Genomic DNA, 14,741 nt, shown 5'->3' with positions numbered 1-14,741 from the left:
TTGCCCCCTGAGCCAGAACACTCACCGTCATCTGCTCACCATCGTCCTCGGCGCGGACCGAGACAACCCATGAAACGCTTCACCGCCCCCCTGATCGCCACCGCAGCAGGTGCAGTCATGCTGCTGGACACAAGTCCCGTCCTTGCCCATGGCGCCGCCGCTGGTGGGGCCCTGGGTGGCTTAACCCACCCCTTGCTCGGCTTCGATCACCTGTTCATGTTGATGGCCGTGGGCACCGCCGCCTCCCTGATCTCTGCCCGCCTGCTGGTCTGGGCGCTGGCGGGGGCAGTTCTCGGCGCGGCCATCGGTCTGGCTGGCTTGAATCTTCCTTCTGCTGAAGTTATGGCGGCACTTTCCATTTCTGCGGTGGCTGGTTTGAGCCTGCTGGCAGGCAAGGCCGTCGGGACGGCCGACGCCAATGGGCCGATCAGCATCAGGCGCGCAGTGGTTGGCGCAGTAGTTGGCTCAGGGGTTGCCATTCACGCCATGCTCCATGGCCTGGAGGCCCCGCAAGAGGGCAATACCTTGATCTGGTGGAGTGGCGCCCTGCTCAGTTCTGCCCTGGTGTGCGCTGGGACCTGCCTGCTCCTGAAGAAACTGCCCCCATCCCTTACCAAGGCAGCAGCAATCACCTTGATTGCGATCGGAGGCCTACTTGCCATAGGCCAAGTTGGCCTTTTGGCCGGTTGAAGGATCCCAGTCTTTTGGCAGGGGGCGACCGACGCTGACACGTCGACGCAAGGCCGAGCTGCTGGGTGGTGATCAGAGCTCGCAGGGCGTGCTGCTCAGGCAGTCGACCAGCTTGTACCAGGCGGCGCAGCACCGAGATCAGCTCGGCATCAATCAGGTCTGGGGCCTGGAGGTTGGCTTCCGCAAGCCGGGCGCTGGCGGCGCCGTGGATTAACAGTGCCTCCACCAGAACCGAAGCATCTGCCAGAACCGAAGCATCCACCACCTCAACTCAAGTGGCCAGATTCCAGTCAGCGTCTCGCTAGGTTGGCATGAAAGCGGTACTGGCATGAACAGCTCGCGGCTGGTGGCAAAGCAGGTCGGCGCGAGCGGCCAGATCTCCCTTGGTAAGGAGTACGCGGGGCGCACCGTGTTGATCGACAGCAGCGAGCCTGGCGTGTGGGTAATCAAGACAGCGCAGACCATTCCAGATTCTGAACTCTGGCTCCATCAGCCGGAATCATCTGCTCGGCTTGATCGGGCTTTGCTGGCCATGACCGAACCATCCAGCCCTGCTGATCTCGAGGCGCTGGAGCAGCACCTAAGCGGCACGTGATTCAGCTGGATTTCAACAACCCCGAATTCCAGGCCAATTTGTTCGCGCTCAACAAACCGGACGCCTGGGCTGTCTTCAAGACACTCAAACTCCTGCAGGCGATGACTTGGGAGCAGATCCAAGCCAGCAAAGGCCTGCATTGGGAATTGATCCAGAGCCGCCAAGGGCCAGACGGTCAACGGCTCTACTCGATGCGCATCTCGCGCAGCTGCCGGGCCGTCGCCTGGCGCGATGGTCCATGGTTGCGCTTGCTCTCCCTTCACCCTGATCACGATTCGGCCTATCGATGAACGCCAGCGCCGGCCGGCATCAGGTGCTCATAGAAGCCAAGGATCTGCTCGGATTCGGCATTCACCAGGCGTAGTGGGCCACAACAGCCGTTTGATCGACCTCGGTGACCACAAACACGCGTGTTCTAGCGGCTCATGCCGATCAGCCAAATGGCGTGGGCCGCTTGCAGATCTTGCGCACCAACAGATTCCACCACATCAGCACCGGCGAGGTGTTTGGCTCGCTGAGGCCTACGGGGCGCTTCTCGGAAACCACCCCCTGGTACCCGCGCAGCCTCTATTCGGCCAGCAAGGCGGCCAGCGAACACCTGGTGAACGCGTGGCACCACACCTACGGCCCCTGGCAGTTTCCCGAGAAGCTGATCCCGGGCGATGGCCTCAACGTGCGCGACTGGCTGTTAGTGGAAGACCACGTGGATGCCCTACTGCGGCGGTTGGCTGGGGGTGCTGGCGGCGGCATCACGAATGCTGGAAAGGAATGACGCGCCGTTTCAATGTGGTGGTGGAGCGCTAGCGAAGGTTTTTTTGTGGCAACTGTGCCGTCTCTACCTGGAGGTGGAGGGTGATTCAGCCAGTGAGCTGGACTTTGTGGGTATTCAAAGGGTCTGTATTGAGGCGCGAGCCGCTGTCCAATGTTTGAAATGAACAAAACCAGCTAGCTAAATGGGTTTTACGGTCACTTACGCGAGTCCAGTAATGGGTCCTGGGATCGCGCAGCCAAAGATCGCTCCAGTTACTGGTAGATGATTACGCCCTGGTCTGCGGCTGATTGCATCAGCCGGCGATCAAAGCTGGCCAAGGTTGCGCTGAGCCGGAGAGCCAAGTCCAGGTAGGTGGCGTCATAACTAGAGAGGTTATGGGAACGGGCCAGAAGGATCACCCTGGATTGGACTTCCCTGGTGTCTTCTGCATCCGTGCAGATCGGCAAGCTGCGGAGCCTGGCCAGGAATAGATCGCTGGCACTCTGGGCGATGACACCGCGCCGCTCGGCTACCACCAGCGCATTGGCCACTTCAAGATGCCAGAGGCCCGGCACCCACCAGGCTTTCTCACCACAAGCGGCCAGGAGTCTGCTGGCCCTTTCTGCGTCACTGGCTTGCTCACGTTCAAACATCCAGGCCAGGGCCATGGAGGCATCAATCACGAGGGTCAACGTCGCCCCTCCTCCACGAAGTTCGCCAGGTCGGCATCTTGGACGCCGCGAATAAGCGGGAGAGCCTGCATCGCCTCGATGGCTACGGCTACGCCATGGCTGGAGAGATGTTGGTGGGGCACCAAGTCGGCCACGGGCTTACCCCGAACAGTGATCGTGAAGTGCTCGCCATGCTCCACGGCCCGCAGCAGCCGCGAGAGCTGGGATTTGGCCTCAAAGGCGCCGATGGAACGCTCCATAGCCTTTTGAGCTGGTTATTGAACTAGTTTACTTGGCTTGGGGAAGTGCTGCAGATATCCCGCCGAGCGCCGTGGTGCGCCGCCTGCTGGTCGAGAGCGACGTGCTGGTGTTCAACCTCGACAAGTGGAGCTGCGTCAGCGATCTCACCAGCATCGAGGCCCTGCCTCAGGCGGCCGAGAACCACGTGGACCGTTCGATCGAGGGTCCCGCCGCCTACGGCTCGATGAGCTCGCCGGACTTCGTCTACATCGACAGCAACGTGACCGGCACCTTCCATCTGCTGCAGGCGGTGCGCGCCCACTGGGAGCAGCTGCCATCCGAGCGCCGCTTCTCGGAAATCACCCCTTACGACCCGCGCAAGGCGGCCAGCGACCAGCTGGTGAACGCCTGGCACCACACCTACGGCCTGCCTGCCGGTGGCACTCACCAAGTGCTCGAACAATCTGCGGGCCCAGAATCTTCGATGTAAACGCTCATGGGTTCATCACTTCCACGGAGCAAAGCAGGCCGGGAGCCCGCGCCGCACGGGCGTCGGCGGTGAGCAGGGTGGCGCCCAGCTGTTCGGCTAGGGCGACGTAGAGCGCGTCGTAGGCGGTGAGATTGGTACGGAGTTCCCATGCCCGCGGCCATAGGTGGCGGCTGACATGTCGACGCATGCCGAGCTGCTGGCTGGTGATTAAAGCTCGCAGGGCGTGCTGCTCAGGTATTCGACCAGCTAAAACCAGGCGGCGCAGCACCGAGAGCAGCTCGGCATCAATCAGGTCTGGTGCCTGGAGATTGACATCCGCAAGCCGGGCACGAGCAGGGCCATCGATCAACAGTGCATCCACCAGAACCGAGGCATCCACCACCACCATCAGTGTTCAGCGCGGCTTTGGCGTAAGACCTCGAGCAGCTCGGCTGGGTCAATCTCAACCGAGGGCAACGCTTGGAGCAGCTCGGCGTTGTCAGCACGCCGGGCTGATTCGCTGAGCTCCTGCAACACGAAGGTGCTCAACGGCAATCCCGCGCGGCTGGCAAGCCGTTCCAGGCGTTCGGCTATGTCGTCTGGGACGTGACGGATATAGAGGGTGCGCGTCATGACAGCTTGCCAGCTGCTAGCAGCCTAGGGCCAGCATTGATCGCTGGCCACTGAGCTAGCCAGATCAGCTAGCCACTACAAACATGGATGCCACCTGGACCCTGCAGGACGCCAAGAACCGCTTCAGTGCGGTAGATGCGGCCGCCCGGGGCGAGCCTCAGAAGGTGACGTGCCGCGGCAAATGGGTGAGCGTGGTGCTCTCGGCCGAGGACTACCAGCGGCTGCAGCGCCTCGATGTGGCAAATGCGCCATCGCTGAACGAACTGTTGCTGCAGATGCCGCAGGACGACGAGGGCTTCGAGCGGATGCCGCTCACGCCGAGGGATTTCCCGTGTTCCTGATTGATGTTTCTGATTGACACGATGGTGCTCTCCGAGCTGCGACTGCGCAGGCGGGATCCGGGGGTGGTGGCCTGGATTGGCAGGCAGCGCCCGGAGGACTGTTTTTTGAGTGTGGTGAGTATCGGCGAGATCGAACGGGGCATTGCCCGAAAACGCACCAGCGATAACGGTTTTGCCCAGCAGCTGGCCGGATGGCTGGATCAGCTGTTGCGGTTGTATGGCGATCGGCTGCTGCCGGTGGACGTGGGGGTGGTGCGCCGCTGGGGCCTGCTTTCTGCCGAGATCGGCCACGACGGAGCAGACCTGCTGATCGCTGCTACGGCGCTGGAGCGGGGCCTCACGGTGGTGACACGCAACCTGCGGCACTTCACGCCCACGGGCGTGGCGACGATCAACCCCTGGCAAGAGAAGCTGGCATATTGAGCAGGCTCAGCTGAGCAGGCTCAACAGCCGCTGGAGTTTGCGGCGATTGTGCGTTCAGGCGGCAAGTCTGCCCTGATCAAGTCGATTTCGGAGTGTATCCAGTCGAGCAACGCGAGATCTCTCTCGAGCTGATTCCTGCGCCGTTCGGCGGCGAGATCGCGCCGCCCGTTGAGCATCGCGCCCAAATGGCGTGCCGTATTACACGACGCGGATAAAAACGAGCGGAAGGGAGACAACGCTGGGGGAGGGAGATGTGGCCCTAGGAGGAGAAAAGAGCGATCAGGCCAACAACGCTGCCGACGACGGCTTCCAGCAGGGCTTTGCCGTAAAACCCAGGCGCCACCAGGGCGGCCAGGTACCCAGATCCCGAAAAGCTCCATCCACCCTAAGCAGCCCGTCCGGGTGTATCTCACCGACGCTGAGGCCACCGCGGTAGCGGTGCAGCAGGCCGATCCCGATCTGGTGCTGCACCTGGCGGCCGAGAGCCATGGGACCGGCACCTTTCATCTCCTGCAGGCGGTACGCGCGCACTGGGAGGAGCTACCCACCGAGCGCCAGGCGGCCTTCCGCTTCCATCACATCTCCACCGAGGAAGTGTTTGGCTCCCTGGCCACCACAGGCCGCTTCTCAGAAACCACCCTCTACGACCCGCGCAGCCCCTATTCGGCCAGCAAAGCCGCTGGTGATCGCCAACTGCAGCAACAACTACGGCCCCTGGCAATTCCCCGAGAAGCCGATTCCGCTTTATGGCGATGGCGCCAAAATGCGCGACTGGCTGTATGTGGAAGACCACGCGGATGAGCTACTGCATAGGCGGATCTGGTTCAAACGGAACAGCCAGGGAACGCACGAATAAACAGGTGGTGGAAGCGATCTGCGGTGCGCTCGATGACCTGCTGCGCGCTGGTTCCGTCAGGTGCGCGAGCAGGGCGGCTAGAGCGGCGGCCGGCTGGGGGTGCTGGCGGCAACAACCAGAACCGAACCCAGGTCGCACGCCCGCAAAACAAGAATTAGGCTTCAGCGTGAAGTTGATTTTGGAGTTGCGTTCGTGGCTGCTCGCCTAACCACTGCGGCTGGAGCGGCGTTGATCGGCGCCGATGCCAAGGAGCTGCACCAGGAATTTAGGCGGGTGCTGGCGCAAGTGGCCCAGCAGCCCTTGCGCGGGGGCGAGGCGATGGGGTTTCGCGAGCTGTTGTATTTCCGGGTGGTGGGCTGCCTGGGTGAACAGGGCGTGCGGCTGACACCCGAGCAAAAACGCGAGATCTTCATGGCGTTTGGCCGCCGCCGCAGGCCGACGCAGGGCAGCTGGCTGCGCCGGGAAGGCCAGCTGGTGATGCGCGGCGCCGTGCCGTTGAGCATGGATCTCTCCATGGTGAGCCGGGAGCTGCGCTACCGGTATCGGCTGCTCCAGCGGCCCCAAGGTGTGGTGGAGCACAATCCTGCGATCTGCTCGGGGCAGCTTGTATTCAGCGGCACGCGTATTCCCTTGGCCGTTGTGGTGGAACAGTTGCGTGCTGGCGTCGCCCGCACAGAGCTGGAGGAAGACTTCTCCCAGCTCAGCCGCACCGCGCTGGACTACGCGGAGATTTTGGCCCGCATACCCAAGCCACCCGGGCGCCCGCGTAAGGCACTGCGCTTCCAGCGCGGCTGAGCACCAGCGCCTTGAAGCTCTTGATTGATGAAAACCTGAGCCCACGCTTGGCGCGTTGGGCCTGTGAATCTGGCGTACCGGCTGAAGCTGTGGTCCACGTGGGGCTGCCTGGTGCACCGGATGCGGCCGTGTTTGCGACTGCCTTCTCTCAAGACCAGGTGGTGGTGACGGTAAATGTGGGTGACTTCATCACCCTGGCCGCGGGGGTGGATCTGCATCCCGGAGTGATTGCGCTCAGGGAGGCTGAACTCAGCGCAGCGCTGCAATGGGATCGCCTGAAAACAGCCCTGACTTTTGCCGAACAAGTTTGCAACGGCGATCTGATCAATCACGTTCTGGAGGTGCAGGAGGGAGGGGCATGCCTGTTGCATGCCATCCCGCCAGAACACGTCAACTGACCCTCAACCCCCCGCCACCTGCAGCACCTGCCGGTAGAGCGCAGGTGGGCTGAGGCTGGGGAAGCGGCCACCGAGGCGCTGCTGCTGGCGGCCACCCAAGGCACCCCCGGACGGGCTTACTGCGTTGGAGGCCATGGGGAGCGCACGAATAAAGAGGTGGTGGAAGCGATCTGCAGTGCGCTCGATGACCTGCTGCCCGCTGGTACCCCCCCCCACAGCCGTCTGATCACGCCGTTGACCGATCGCCCTGGTCACGACCGCCGTTACGCGATTGATCCAACCCGGATCAGCAGCGAGCTCGGCTGGCAGCCGCGCCACAGCTTTGAAGCCGGCCTGGCAGCAACGGTGCGCTGGTATCTCGAGAACCTCGACTGGTGCAGCCAGGTGCGCGATCGGGCCGGCTATGGCGACGGCCGGCTGGACAGGCACCCCTGATGACATAAGGCACACAGGATGGCTAGGCTTGGCGCATGAAGCCGTTCGCCTGGAGTCCGGAGAAGAATGCCCATCTCATTGCCGAACGAGAGATTTGCTTCGAGGCGGTTGTGGTCGCTATTGAAGCCGGAGAAATCCTGGATGTGCTGGAACATCCAAGCCAGGCTCGTTACCCAGGCCAGCGGATTCTGGTTGTCCGAATCAACGGCTACGTGCATCTTGTGCCCTACGTGGAAGCAGACGACCATCTGTTCCTGAAGACCATCATCCCCAGCCGCAAAGCCCAGCGTCATTACAACAACGACTCCTCCCCTGGTGGAAGCGTGCCTGACACAACATCCATAGTTCAGCTCGACGCCGAGGAACAGCAGCTACTCGATGATTTTGAGCACGATGCAATGCTCAGTGTGGCGACGTCTTCCCTCCTGGAGGGTCTACGTGAATCCGCAAGAGCGACGGGACAGAAGGATCAGCGCATCAACATTCGCCTCTCCAGCGGCGATCTCCAGGCGATCCGCACAAGGGCATTGCAAGCGGGCATTCCCTATCAGACCCTGATCAGCAGCATCCTGCATCAGTTCGTGAATGGCGACCTACAGCAACGCTCCGCCAGGTGAATCAGATCGTCTCCCCAACAAACTCATCCCCATGGTGATGCACATCCGCCCCACCCCGGGGAATTCATCGAAGGGGTGGTTCTCGAGCCGTGCGCGCTCTCCATCCGACTGGTGCACCACTGCCACATCGTGGGCATCAAGGGCGAGAGCTACCGGCAAAAACAAGCCGCAGCAAGGGTTTCCAGCGATCAGAGCGACCCGCCTACGTAATTGACGCGGAGCAGACGGCTGCTGGTGTCGAACGGGCGCTGCTCACCCCAGCCACTCCTGATCGAGGCCGGCGATCGGCTGAAACTCCGGGTCCTTGTGCAACAGGGTGGCGCCGCACTGGAGAGCCGCCGCCGCAATCCAGGCATCGGCCAAGGAGAGGCGATGGCTGGCTTTGAGTTCAGCTGCGCTCAGCAGCAGGGGCTCGGTGGCCTCCAGCCAGTCGATCGGCAAGGCCTGGAGCTGCTCATAGGCCAGGCGGCCAGCCCGCTCGCCTTCATCTTTCCAGACCCGGCAGAGCACCTCCATGCGGGTCATGAAACAGGCCACGCATCGCACAGGCGCTTCCAGCAGCTGGACGACGCGATCGGCGCCGGGCTCGTTATCACGGAGGGTGAGCAGGGCTGAGGTATCGAGGCAGAAACGGGACATCAGGCCTCCAGGGCGGCATCGGCTTGTCGATCGGCTAACAGCCGCCGGGAGGAGCCCCCTTGTTTCCCCTGGCCGCGAAAGGCCTGAATGGGGGAGGCGGCCACTGGGACCACGCGGATTGAACCATCGGCCTCCACCAACCACTCCAGCCGCTGGGAGGGCCCGAGGGCAAAGCGCTCGCGAATCGCGGCGGGGATCACGGTTTGGCCGCGGGAGGTGATTGTGCTTCTCATGTCAAATCGGCTGAATTACTCAGCATCTTATCTGGTAATTCAGCGTCGGGGATGGCGGCGTCGGGGATGGCGGCGAGCCATGAGTGCAAGCTCCGGCTGCAACGCTCGGACCTGCACTCTGCGAAGGGTGGTTCTCGAGCCATGCGCGCTCTCCATCCGGCAGGTGGCGCTGCGGTTGTCGCGGGTGCTGGGGCGCAGTGCCGAAAGTTGGCTTGCCATGCAGGACAGCCACGACCTCTGGCAAGCCCGTCAGCGACTCGATCTTTCAGGGCTGACCCTGATGGAGCTCACGCCGGCATGTAGGTGCTTTCACCCGGCAAAGCAAAGCCGAGCAGGCTGCGATCGCCGCAACGCAGGGCCTCATGTTGGTGACGCGCAACATCAGGGATTTAGAGGCGTTTGACGGATTGCAACTGCTGAATTGGTTTGAAGAGCCATGACCACCTGCAGCCGGCCGGCCGCCCATGGCTGAAGGCCTACACCCTCGAATCAGACTAGAATTCCGGTCTAAACTCCAAGGATGGACGCGGTGGATCAGGCGGTGTCTCTATCGACAGCAAAAACCCACTTGGCCGGCTTGGTGCAGGCGGCGGAAACAGGCGAGGTGGTTCACATTTCACGCCATGGCAAGCCTGTGGCCGTTCTGATCTCCGAGGAGGCCTACGCCTCATTGCAGGGCCACCAGTCAAGACGAGGCGTCTGGACTGCCATCGCGGATTGGCGTGCAGTTGCCCATGGGCGCCATGCCGATGATTGGCCCCTGGACTCAGGCCCAGGCGGCACACAGGAGATCGAAGCCTGGCGCGATCGCTCAACGGGCAGGGAGGTGCAGCTCGGATGAACGTGCTGCTGGATACCAATGTGCTGTCTGAACCCCTGCGAGAGCTGCCAGATCCGGCTGTTATGGCACAGCTGCAATCGGAAGAGCATGTCTTGCATACGGCCAGCGTGGTGATCCACGAACTGAGCTACGGGATCCACCGTTTGCCTTCCGGGCGAAAGCAGCAACGGCTCAACAGCTATCTGCAGGGGTTGTTGACCAGTGGCCTCACCGTGTTGCCTTACGACGGTAAGGCTGCTCTGTGGCATGGCGAGCAGCGCGCCAGGTTGGATGCCAGGGGTCTGCGTCCGCCGTTTGCGGATGGCCAGATCGCGGCCATCGCCGCAACACAGGCCTTGGTGGTGGTAACGCGCAATACCGCCGATTTCGAAGCCTTTGAGGGCTTAGATGTGCTGAATTGGTTCTCACTATCCTGACGCAAAATCCACCGTTCAGCCGGACGCAAAGGGACAGCAGCTGCTCGATCCGCATGGCGGACGCGGGCAACCCCAGTGATCCTGAAGGCGGCCGCCGGCGAGCCGATACCGCTTTATGGAGATGGGCAGAATGTGGACGTTTGGCTGTATGTGGAGGACCACGTGGATGCGCTGCTGCTGGCCAATCCCAGTGAACCCGAGCCTGAGATTGATCTGGCTTTCATCCTTCAGATTGCATCCGAACTTAGAAGCCTGCTATTGGATCGGCTTGGGACGTGCCGCTGACGGGCTTCACGCTTGCTTACAAAGAACAGCTCCTCATCGTCGATGTCTACCAACATCGCCGGCTGCAGCAAATGCCGCCTTCTATCAAAAGAGTGCAACCGTGCTGGCTGAGATGGCGCAATAAATCGCGGCGCTTCACAGGGCCAGTGCTAGCTCCTCGTAGGAGCTACCTGCAGCAGCACGGGCTTCAGCGCGGTTCATCTCCAGAGCTTCCTGCAGCACCACCTTCAGAGAGGCAAGCAGTTCTTCACGCGTTGACTCCTGGGCGTTCACGCCAGACAACTCTTCCACCCAGCCGATCCACCAGTCGCCGTCCTGCTTCACAACAGCGGTGTAGGTGCTCACAGGCGCAGCCTCAGTTGGATCAAAAACACTGCTTCAAGCCTAATCAGCACGCCGGGGAGGTGTTCGCATGAAAATCCTGCTCACCGGCGCCGCCGGCCAGCTGGGCCAGGCCCTGGGCCCGCTCCTAGAGGATGTGGCAGGCCCTAACCGCGAAACAGCTGGGCCACCGCTGGACTGTTGAGCAGACTCAACAGTCGCTGGAGTGTGCGGCGATTGATGGGGGAGGGGTCGAGCTGGAAGGCAAGTCGGCCTCGATCAAGTCGATTTCGGAGTGCATCCACTCGAGCAACGCGTTGTCTCTCTTCAGCTGATCGATTTCTTTCTCGATCTGCACTCTGCCTTTCTTCAGCTGCTCGATTTCGCTCTCGAGCTGTTTCAGCCGCATCTCTCTGGCGGGATCGCGCCGCCAGTTGAGCATCCGCAAAAACGAGCGGAAGGGAGGCAGCGATGAGCCAGACACCCCATTGCTGCTGGAGAGGGAGCTGGCGGTGGGGGAGGTTGACGTGGTCATAGGAGGAGAAAAGAGCAATCAGGCCAACAACACTGCCAACAACGGCCTCCAGAACTGCTGTGCCGTCGAACCCCAGCCGCCACCAAGGCAGTGGTGCATCCAGATCCCCAGAAGCTTCATTCACCCTAAGCAGCCCGCCCCAATTCCGACAACCACCAGCTTAGTACATGCGTACGCCTCCGCCCATGTCTGAAATCAGCCCGCCAAACCTTCCCGCCCTCCTGGCCGGCCGCCGCCGCATCCTGGTGACCGGCGGCGCCGGTTTCATTGGTGGCGCCGTGGTGCGGCGCCTGCTGGCCGAGAGCGAGGCGTTGGTGTTCAACCTCGACAAGATCGGCTACGCCAGCGATCTCACCAGCATCGAGGCGCTGCCCCAGGCCGAGGCACGCCACCAGCTCCTCAAGGTGGATCTCACCGATGCCGCCGCCACTGCAGAAGCGGTACGCCAGGCGGACCCCGACCTGGTGATGCACCTGGCGGCAGAGAGCCACGTGGACCGCTCGATCGAGGGCCCCGCCGCCTTCATCGATAGCAACGTGACCGGCACCTTCCACCTGCTGCAGGCGGTGCGCGCCCACTGGGAGCAGCTGCCGGCCGAGCGCCAGGTGGGCTTCCGCCTCCACCACATCTCCACCGATGAGGTGTTCGGCTCCCTTGGCGAAACGGGCCGCTTTTCGGAAACCACCCCTTACGACCCACGCAGCCCCTACTCAGCCAGCAAGGCCGCCAGCGACCACCTGGTGAGCGCCTGGCACCACACCTATGGCCTGCCGGTGGTGCTCACCAACTGCAGCAACAACTACGGCCCCTGGCAATTTCCCGAGAAGCTGATTCCGGTGGTGATCCTCAAGGCAGCGGCTGGCGAGCCGATTCCGCTCTATGGCGATGGCGCCAACGTGCGCGACTGGCTCTATGTGGACGACCACGTGGATGCGCTGCTGCTGGCGGCAACCCAGGGGCAGCTGGGCCGCAGCTACTGCGTGGGAGGCCATGGGGAGCGCACCAACAAGCAGGTGGTGGAGGTGATTTGCGATCTGCTCGATGACCTGCTGCCCGCTGGTGCCCCCCACAGCCGCCTGATCACGCCGGTGACGGATCGCCCTGGTCACGACCGGCGGTACGCGATTGATCCAACCCGGATCAGCAGCGAGCTGGACTGGCAGCCGCGCCATAGCTTTGAGGAGGGTCTGGCCGCAACAGTGCGCTGGTACCTGGGGCAGCAGGAGTGGTGCCGGCGGGTTCGGGAGCAGGGCGGCTACAGCGGCGGCCGGCTGGGGGTGCTGGCGGCGGCCGGGGCGAACTGATCCCGGCAGAGGCCCCTATCGTTTGTGCCGGCTCTGCCTGGCTGCCACACCCAGGCGCAATCCCTGGACCAGCTGATGGAGCGTGTTCAGGAGGCCATTGCGCTCTACCTGGAGGTGGAGGGTGATTCACCAGTGAACCGGACTTTGTGGGTGTTCAAGTGGTGGCTGTTGAGGCGGAGGCCGTCAGCCCGCAGCCTCCGGGTGCGCCTTTGGCTCATGCTTCCGCGGAAAGACCCCGGAAATCCTCTTACTCTCTGACCATGGACCTGCTTCAGCGAATCAGCATTGACCCCGCAGTGCGCTTCGGCAAGCCGTGCGTGAGGGGTACGCGGTTGACGGTCGGCGATGTGCTCGGCGTCCTGGCAGCCGGCAGGGCGGAAGCTGAATTGCTGCTGGACTTCCCCCAGCTCACCCATGAGGATGTGCTGGCCTGTTTCGCTTTTGCGGCGGAGCGCGAAAAGCGGCTGATCACTAGCGCAGCGGCGGTGTAGGCAGGCCAGCGTGAGTTCACCACAGCTGCTGCTGGACGAAAACCTCTCAGAACGGTTGTTGCCTCTGCTGATGGAACGGTTTCCGAGCTCCACCCATGGGCGCCCGCCAAGAGGGCCTGGTCCTGGTGACCAAAGATGAGGACTTCCTCGATCTCAGCGTGACCCGGGGATGTCCGCCCAAGGTTGTGTGTCTGGCCATCGGCAATGCCAGCAATGCCGCCACGGCGATCCTGTTGCTGCAGCAAGCGGAGTCGATCGAGCGGTTCTGCTCCCACCCGGAGGCCGGATTCCTGCTATTGCGACCCGCAACCTGAACAGAATTCACTCCCGGCCTAGTGCTGCAGCTGGCGGCGGAGAGCCATGTGGACCGCTCGATCGAGGGGCCGGGGGACTTCATCGAGAGCGATGTGAGCGGCACCTTTCAGCTTCTACAGGCGATCCGCCTTCCGCTTCCACCACATCAACACCGACGAGGTGTTTGGTTCGCTGGGGGCTACGGGGCGCTTCTCGGAGACCACCCCCCCTACGACCCACGCAGCCCATATACAGCGAGCAAGGCGGCCAGTGATCACCTAGTGAGCGCCTGGCACAACACCTACGCCAGGGAGGCCAAAGCTGACCGGCAGGCCGAAAGCTAGCTTGAATATTGGTCAAACCAGGGCTGGTCGCGTGGTGATGGAGGCTGGATCTCACTACGAAGCTAAGGCCCACCTCACATCTCGCCCCACGGCACAAGGTCCAACCCATCTCCAAAGGCGATGTGTTCTGCGTTGAAAAGATCATGCCTTGCCGTAAGTGGCATCGTGATCTGGAGCAATCGTCAAGAGACGAAGGAAATCACCATCACGATGAGCTGTCGCTCGACGTGATTTGGTGATCCGCAGCGAATAGACAACGTCGATACCTTTGGGAGGTTTGATGCTTGTGATCTTTTCCCACTTGAGCCCATGATCGCGATAGAGCTGATTCCAGGTCAACTTTCGGATCTTGCTCAGAGTGTCCAGGGCTGCATGACGCTCATTCTTCTGGAGCGTCAGCAGATTGTCCTGAAAGACAGGGTTGTTGATATCAAGCCTGATCGTCGCGTCAGGCGTCGCCATGGCCGAGACGCTTCAGGGTTTCGGACAGATCCAGATCGGTTGGCTCATGGCTGGCCGACCATTCCATTGCAGCCTGGAGATCGGATGCGGCCGCCGCCTCATGCAACCAGCTCTCGTTGTCTGGAATCACGGTGGCCGTACGCACGATCCATACGCCCGGCTCAGTTTCCTCCACGAGCACATGACGGCCGGCGTAGCGCTTTCCCAGGGAAATCTGGCCATTGCCGCCAACAAGTTTGAGCGCAGCTGAGCGGTCGGCGACTGCCATCACGCTTCTTCCACGAGTAATGCACTAAATATTAGCATTGGTGCGGCACGAAAGGCGGATCGGCGCAGACCCATGGCTGGGCGCTGGCATGGCTGAAACGCCATGAGCGCAAACTGCGCCTGCTACTGCGGGTGGTGAAGGCGCCAATCACGGCGCGGTAGGGCTGCCCCCTGAGCCGGCAGGGCAGACCGCCTGAACAGGGAATCCAGCCGCAGTGGCCCCGGGATTTCGGCACCACTTGTGCCCGCAAAACCTGCAGCTGGTTTCCGCCTCCACCACATCTCCACCGATGAGGTGTTCGGCTCCCTTGGCGCCAAGGGCCGCTTCTCGGAAACCACCCCCTACGACCCGCGCAGCCCCTATTCGGCCAGCAAGGCGGCCAGTGATCACCTGG

At 62.3% G+C, this 14,741-nt stretch carries 26 protein-coding genes and 6 pseudogenes; 22 read left to right on the top strand and 10 right to left on the bottom strand.

Going from position 1 to position 14,741, the window contains the following annotated elements; all coding sequences use genetic code 11:
* Window positions 1-69: 69 nt before the first annotated feature.
* The 5 genes and pseudogenes from KBZ15_RS07005 to KBZ15_RS06985 all read left to right on the top strand — a co-directional run.
* Entirely contained in the window at window positions 70-690 is a 621-nt protein-coding gene (locus KBZ15_RS07005) for a HupE/UreJ family protein (RefSeq protein ID WP_254931136.1), read from the top strand.
* The gene (locus KBZ15_RS07000) at window positions 671-904 is read left to right on the top strand and encodes a hypothetical protein (protein WP_255014479.1); all 234 of its coding nucleotides are present in this window, start codon (window positions 671-673) and stop codon (window positions 902-904) included. The genes KBZ15_RS07005 and KBZ15_RS07000 overlap by 20 nt, the downstream gene beginning before the upstream one ends.
* 114 nt (window positions 905-1,018) lie before the next feature.
* The gene (locus KBZ15_RS06995) at window positions 1,019-1,285 is read left to right on the top strand and encodes a hypothetical protein (RefSeq protein ID WP_254931135.1); all 267 of its coding nucleotides are present in this window, start codon (window positions 1,019-1,021) and stop codon (window positions 1,283-1,285) included.
* Window positions 1,282-1,575 (top strand): hypothetical protein, encoded by a 294-nt coding sequence (locus tag KBZ15_RS06990; RefSeq protein WP_254931134.1) that lies wholly within the window; start codon window positions 1,282-1,284, stop codon window positions 1,573-1,575. Before KBZ15_RS06995 ends, KBZ15_RS06990 begins: the two co-directional genes overlap by 4 nt.
* A gap of 98 nt (window positions 1,576-1,673) precedes the next feature.
* A pseudogene (locus KBZ15_RS06985) lies at window positions 1,674-2,030 on the top strand (GDP-mannose 4,6-dehydratase); the annotation flags it as partial.
* Between the two features lie 278 nt (window positions 2,031-2,308).
* Here the strand turns inward: KBZ15_RS06985 and KBZ15_RS06980 are convergent.
* Both KBZ15_RS06980 and KBZ15_RS06975 read right to left on the bottom strand, forming a co-directional pair.
* Window positions 2,309-2,719 carry a type II toxin-antitoxin system VapC family toxin gene (locus KBZ15_RS06980; protein ID WP_254931149.1) on the bottom strand — a complete coding sequence of 137 codons (411 nt, stop codon included), beginning with the start codon at window positions 2,717-2,719 and terminating at the stop codon, window positions 2,309-2,311.
* Between the two features lie 5 nt (window positions 2,720-2,724).
* Window positions 2,725-2,967 (bottom strand): type II toxin-antitoxin system Phd/YefM family antitoxin, encoded by a 243-nt coding sequence (locus KBZ15_RS06975; protein WP_254931133.1) that lies wholly within the window; start codon window positions 2,965-2,967, stop codon window positions 2,725-2,727.
* A 32-nt stretch (window positions 2,968-2,999) separates the two neighbouring features.
* Here KBZ15_RS06975 and KBZ15_RS06970 point away from each other — a divergent pair, with 32 nt between their 5' ends.
* Window positions 3,000-3,437, top strand: coding sequence for a hypothetical protein (locus KBZ15_RS06970; RefSeq protein WP_255014477.1), 438 nt, complete (start codon window positions 3,000-3,002; stop codon window positions 3,435-3,437).
* A gap of 4 nt (window positions 3,438-3,441) precedes the next feature.
* On the opposite strand, the gene KBZ15_RS06965 is transcribed toward KBZ15_RS06970, so the two are convergent.
* On the bottom strand, window positions 3,442-3,825 hold the full coding sequence (locus tag KBZ15_RS06965) for a type II toxin-antitoxin system VapC family toxin (protein ID WP_255014476.1): 384 nt from the start codon (window positions 3,823-3,825) through the stop codon (window positions 3,442-3,444).
* A complete protein-coding gene (locus tag KBZ15_RS06960) occupies window positions 3,825-4,049 on the bottom strand; it encodes a hypothetical protein (protein WP_255014473.1) in 225 nt (74 codons plus the stop codon). Before KBZ15_RS06960 ends, KBZ15_RS06965 begins: the two co-directional genes overlap by 1 nt.
* An 83-nt stretch (window positions 4,050-4,132) precedes the next feature.
* Here KBZ15_RS06960 and KBZ15_RS06955 point away from each other — a divergent pair, with 83 nt between their 5' ends.
* The 8 genes and pseudogenes from KBZ15_RS06955 to KBZ15_RS18635 all read left to right on the top strand — a co-directional run bounded on the left by KBZ15_RS06955 (window position 4,133) and on the right by KBZ15_RS18635 (window position 8,124).
* Window positions 4,133-4,390, top strand: a complete 258-nt coding sequence (locus KBZ15_RS06955; RefSeq protein ID WP_255014471.1) for a type II toxin-antitoxin system Phd/YefM family antitoxin — start codon at window positions 4,133-4,135, stop codon at window positions 4,388-4,390.
* A gap of 3 nt (window positions 4,391-4,393) precedes the next feature.
* On the top strand, window positions 4,394-4,813 hold the full coding sequence (locus tag KBZ15_RS06950) for a type II toxin-antitoxin system VapC family toxin (RefSeq protein ID WP_255014469.1): 420 nt from the start codon (window positions 4,394-4,396) through the stop codon (window positions 4,811-4,813).
* A gap of 390 nt (window positions 4,814-5,203) precedes the next feature.
* Window positions 5,204-5,724 (top strand): annotated as a pseudogene (locus KBZ15_RS06945) (GDP-mannose 4,6-dehydratase); the annotation flags it as partial.
* Between the two features lie 137 nt (window positions 5,725-5,861).
* Window positions 5,862-6,464 carry a DUF433 domain-containing protein gene (locus KBZ15_RS18535; RefSeq protein ID WP_255014468.1) on the top strand — a complete coding sequence of 201 codons (603 nt, stop codon included), beginning with the start codon at window positions 5,862-5,864 and terminating at the stop codon, window positions 6,462-6,464.
* A gap of 11 nt (window positions 6,465-6,475) precedes the next feature.
* Window positions 6,476-6,862: a DUF5615 family PIN-like protein gene (locus tag KBZ15_RS06935; protein ID WP_315859858.1), complete on the top strand. Its 387-nt coding sequence runs from the start codon at window positions 6,476-6,478 to the stop codon at window positions 6,860-6,862.
* A gap of 60 nt (window positions 6,863-6,922) precedes the next feature.
* Window positions 6,923-7,297 (top strand): annotated as a pseudogene (locus KBZ15_RS06925) (GDP-mannose 4,6-dehydratase); the annotation flags it as partial.
* Window positions 7,298-7,332: 35 nt separating this feature from the next.
* Window positions 7,333-7,914 carry a hypothetical protein gene (locus tag KBZ15_RS06920; protein ID WP_254932167.1) on the top strand — a complete coding sequence of 194 codons (582 nt, stop codon included), beginning with the start codon at window positions 7,333-7,335 and terminating at the stop codon, window positions 7,912-7,914.
* Window positions 7,915-7,989: 75 nt separating this feature from the next.
* On the top strand, window positions 7,990-8,124 hold the full coding sequence (locus KBZ15_RS18635; protein ID WP_254932168.1) for an ATP-binding protein: 135 nt from the start codon (window positions 7,990-7,992) through the stop codon (window positions 8,122-8,124).
* Between the two features lie 42 nt (window positions 8,125-8,166).
* On the opposite strand, the gene KBZ15_RS06915 is transcribed toward KBZ15_RS18635, so the two are convergent.
* The gene (locus KBZ15_RS06915) at window positions 8,167-8,553 is read right to left on the bottom strand and encodes a PIN domain-containing protein (RefSeq protein WP_254932169.1); all 387 of its coding nucleotides are present in this window, start codon (window positions 8,551-8,553) and stop codon (window positions 8,167-8,169) included.
* Window positions 8,553-8,786: an AbrB/MazE/SpoVT family DNA-binding domain-containing protein gene (locus KBZ15_RS06910; RefSeq protein ID WP_106502755.1), complete on the bottom strand. Its 234-nt coding sequence runs from the start codon at window positions 8,784-8,786 to the stop codon at window positions 8,553-8,555. Before KBZ15_RS06910 ends, KBZ15_RS06915 begins: the two co-directional genes overlap by 1 nt.
* Before the next feature lie 520 nt (window positions 8,787-9,306).
* Between KBZ15_RS06910 and KBZ15_RS06905 the strand changes: the two genes are divergently transcribed.
* The 3 genes and pseudogenes from KBZ15_RS06905 to KBZ15_RS06895 all read left to right on the top strand — a co-directional run.
* Window positions 9,307-9,627 carry a type II toxin-antitoxin system Phd/YefM family antitoxin gene (locus tag KBZ15_RS06905; protein WP_255014466.1) on the top strand — a complete coding sequence of 107 codons (321 nt, stop codon included), beginning with the start codon at window positions 9,307-9,309 and terminating at the stop codon, window positions 9,625-9,627.
* Entirely contained in the window at window positions 9,624-10,043 is a 420-nt protein-coding gene (locus tag KBZ15_RS06900; RefSeq protein ID WP_255014465.1) for a PIN domain-containing protein, read from the top strand. Before KBZ15_RS06905 ends, KBZ15_RS06900 begins: the two co-directional genes overlap by 4 nt.
* Window positions 10,044-10,118: 75 nt before the next feature.
* Window positions 10,119-10,226: pseudogene (locus tag KBZ15_RS06895) on the top strand (NAD-dependent epimerase/dehydratase family protein); the annotation flags it as partial.
* Window positions 10,227-10,463: 237 nt separating this feature from the next.
* Here KBZ15_RS06895 and KBZ15_RS06890 read toward each other — a convergent pair.
* The gene (locus tag KBZ15_RS06890; RefSeq protein WP_255014464.1) at window positions 10,464-10,673 is read right to left on the bottom strand and encodes a type II toxin-antitoxin system HicB family antitoxin; all 210 of its coding nucleotides are present in this window, start codon (window positions 10,671-10,673) and stop codon (window positions 10,464-10,466) included.
* Between the two features lie 187 nt (window positions 10,674-10,860).
* Window positions 10,861-11,184, bottom strand: coding sequence for a hypothetical protein (locus tag KBZ15_RS06885; RefSeq protein ID WP_255014462.1), 324 nt, complete (start codon window positions 11,182-11,184; stop codon window positions 10,861-10,863).
* Between the two features lie 185 nt (window positions 11,185-11,369).
* On the opposite strand from KBZ15_RS06885, the gene rfbB reads away from it, so the two are divergent.
* The 4 genes and pseudogenes from rfbB to KBZ15_RS06860 all read left to right on the top strand — a co-directional run.
* Window positions 11,370-12,488, top strand: coding sequence for a dTDP-glucose 4,6-dehydratase (gene rfbB, locus KBZ15_RS06880; protein ID WP_255014461.1), 1,119 nt, complete (start codon window positions 11,370-11,372; stop codon window positions 12,486-12,488).
* Between the two features lie 260 nt (window positions 12,489-12,748).
* Window positions 12,749-12,979 (top strand): DUF433 domain-containing protein, encoded by a 231-nt coding sequence (locus tag KBZ15_RS06870; RefSeq protein ID WP_255014458.1) that lies wholly within the window; start codon window positions 12,749-12,751, stop codon window positions 12,977-12,979.
* A gap of 95 nt (window positions 12,980-13,074) precedes the next feature.
* Window positions 13,075-13,293 carry a DUF5615 family PIN-like protein gene (locus tag KBZ15_RS06865; protein ID WP_255014457.1) on the top strand — a complete coding sequence of 73 codons (219 nt, stop codon included), beginning with the start codon at window positions 13,075-13,077 and terminating at the stop codon, window positions 13,291-13,293.
* An 18-nt stretch (window positions 13,294-13,311) separates the two neighbouring features.
* Window positions 13,312-13,617: pseudogene (locus KBZ15_RS06860) on the top strand (GDP-mannose 4,6-dehydratase); the annotation flags it as partial.
* 141 nt (window positions 13,618-13,758) lie between these two features.
* Here the strand turns inward: KBZ15_RS06860 and KBZ15_RS06855 are convergent.
* Window positions 13,759-14,079, bottom strand: a complete 321-nt coding sequence (locus tag KBZ15_RS06855) for a hypothetical protein (RefSeq protein WP_255014455.1) — start codon at window positions 14,077-14,079, stop codon at window positions 13,759-13,761.
* Window positions 14,066-14,347: a hypothetical protein gene (locus KBZ15_RS06850; RefSeq protein ID WP_255014454.1), complete on the bottom strand. Its 282-nt coding sequence runs from the start codon at window positions 14,345-14,347 to the stop codon at window positions 14,066-14,068. The genes KBZ15_RS06855 and KBZ15_RS06850 overlap by 14 nt, the downstream gene beginning before the upstream one ends.
* 264 nt (window positions 14,348-14,611) lie before the next feature.
* Between KBZ15_RS06850 and KBZ15_RS06845 the strand changes: the two are divergent.
* Window positions 14,612-14,741 (top strand): annotated as a pseudogene (locus KBZ15_RS06845) (GDP-mannose 4,6-dehydratase); the annotation flags it as partial.

Origin of the sequence: Cyanobium sp. BA20m-p-22 (assembly GCF_024346275.1) — a bacterium.
Classification (GTDB): domain Bacteria; phylum Cyanobacteriota; class Cyanobacteriia; order PCC-6307; family Cyanobiaceae; genus Cyanobium_A.
The sequence above is the reverse complement of the archived record's forward strand: the minus strand, read 5'-3'. Positions and strand labels throughout refer to the sequence as shown.

Excerpts from the sequence above, each read along its gene's own strand:
- KBZ15_RS07005 (WP_254931136.1), top strand. The coding sequence starts at position 70 with ATGAAACGCTTCACCGCCCCCCTGATCGCCACCGCAGCAGGTGCAGTC.
- KBZ15_RS06960 (WP_255014473.1), bottom strand. The coding sequence starts at position 4,049 with ATGACGCGCACCCTCTATATCCGTCACGTCCCAGACGACATAGCCGAA.
- KBZ15_RS06885 (WP_255014462.1), bottom strand. The coding sequence starts at position 11,184 with ATGACCACGTCAACCTCCCCCACCGCCAGCTCCCTCTCCAGCAGCAAT.
- KBZ15_RS06995 (WP_254931135.1), top strand. The coding sequence starts at position 1,019 with ATGAACAGCTCGCGGCTGGTGGCAAAGCAGGTCGGCGCGAGCGGCCAG.
- KBZ15_RS06975 (WP_254931133.1), bottom strand. The coding sequence starts at position 2,967 with ATGGAGCGTTCCATCGGCGCCTTTGAGGCCAAATCCCAGCTCTCGCGG.
- rfbB (WP_255014461.1), top strand. The coding sequence starts at position 11,370 with ATGTCTGAAATCAGCCCGCCAAACCTTCCCGCCCTCCTGGCCGGCCGC.
- KBZ15_RS06915 (WP_254932169.1), bottom strand. The coding sequence starts at position 8,553 with ATGTCCCGTTTCTGCCTCGATACCTCAGCCCTGCTCACCCTCCGTGAT.
- KBZ15_RS06965 (WP_255014476.1), bottom strand. The coding sequence starts at position 3,825 with ATGGTGGTGGTGGATGCCTCGGTTCTGGTGGATGCACTGTTGATCGAT.
- KBZ15_RS06850 (WP_255014454.1), bottom strand. The coding sequence starts at position 14,347 with ATGGCAGTCGCCGACCGCTCAGCTGCGCTCAAACTTGTTGGCGGCAAT.
- KBZ15_RS06950 (WP_255014469.1), top strand. The coding sequence starts at position 4,394 with ATGTTTCTGATTGACACGATGGTGCTCTCCGAGCTGCGACTGCGCAGG.
- KBZ15_RS06900 (WP_255014465.1), top strand. The coding sequence starts at position 9,624 with ATGAACGTGCTGCTGGATACCAATGTGCTGTCTGAACCCCTGCGAGAG.
- KBZ15_RS06855 (WP_255014455.1), bottom strand. The coding sequence starts at position 14,079 with ATGGCGACGCCTGACGCGACGATCAGGCTTGATATCAACAACCCTGTC.
- KBZ15_RS06910 (WP_106502755.1), bottom strand. The coding sequence starts at position 8,786 with ATGAGAAGCACAATCACCTCCCGCGGCCAAACCGTGATCCCCGCCGCG.
- KBZ15_RS06905 (WP_255014466.1), top strand. The coding sequence starts at position 9,307 with ATGGACGCGGTGGATCAGGCGGTGTCTCTATCGACAGCAAAAACCCAC.
- KBZ15_RS06920 (WP_254932167.1), top strand. The coding sequence starts at position 7,333 with ATGAAGCCGTTCGCCTGGAGTCCGGAGAAGAATGCCCATCTCATTGCC.
- KBZ15_RS06955 (WP_255014471.1), top strand. The coding sequence starts at position 4,133 with ATGGATGCCACCTGGACCCTGCAGGACGCCAAGAACCGCTTCAGTGCG.
- KBZ15_RS06870 (WP_255014458.1), top strand. The coding sequence starts at position 12,749 with ATGGACCTGCTTCAGCGAATCAGCATTGACCCCGCAGTGCGCTTCGGC.
- KBZ15_RS06865 (WP_255014457.1), top strand. The coding sequence starts at position 13,075 with ATGGGCGCCCGCCAAGAGGGCCTGGTCCTGGTGACCAAAGATGAGGAC.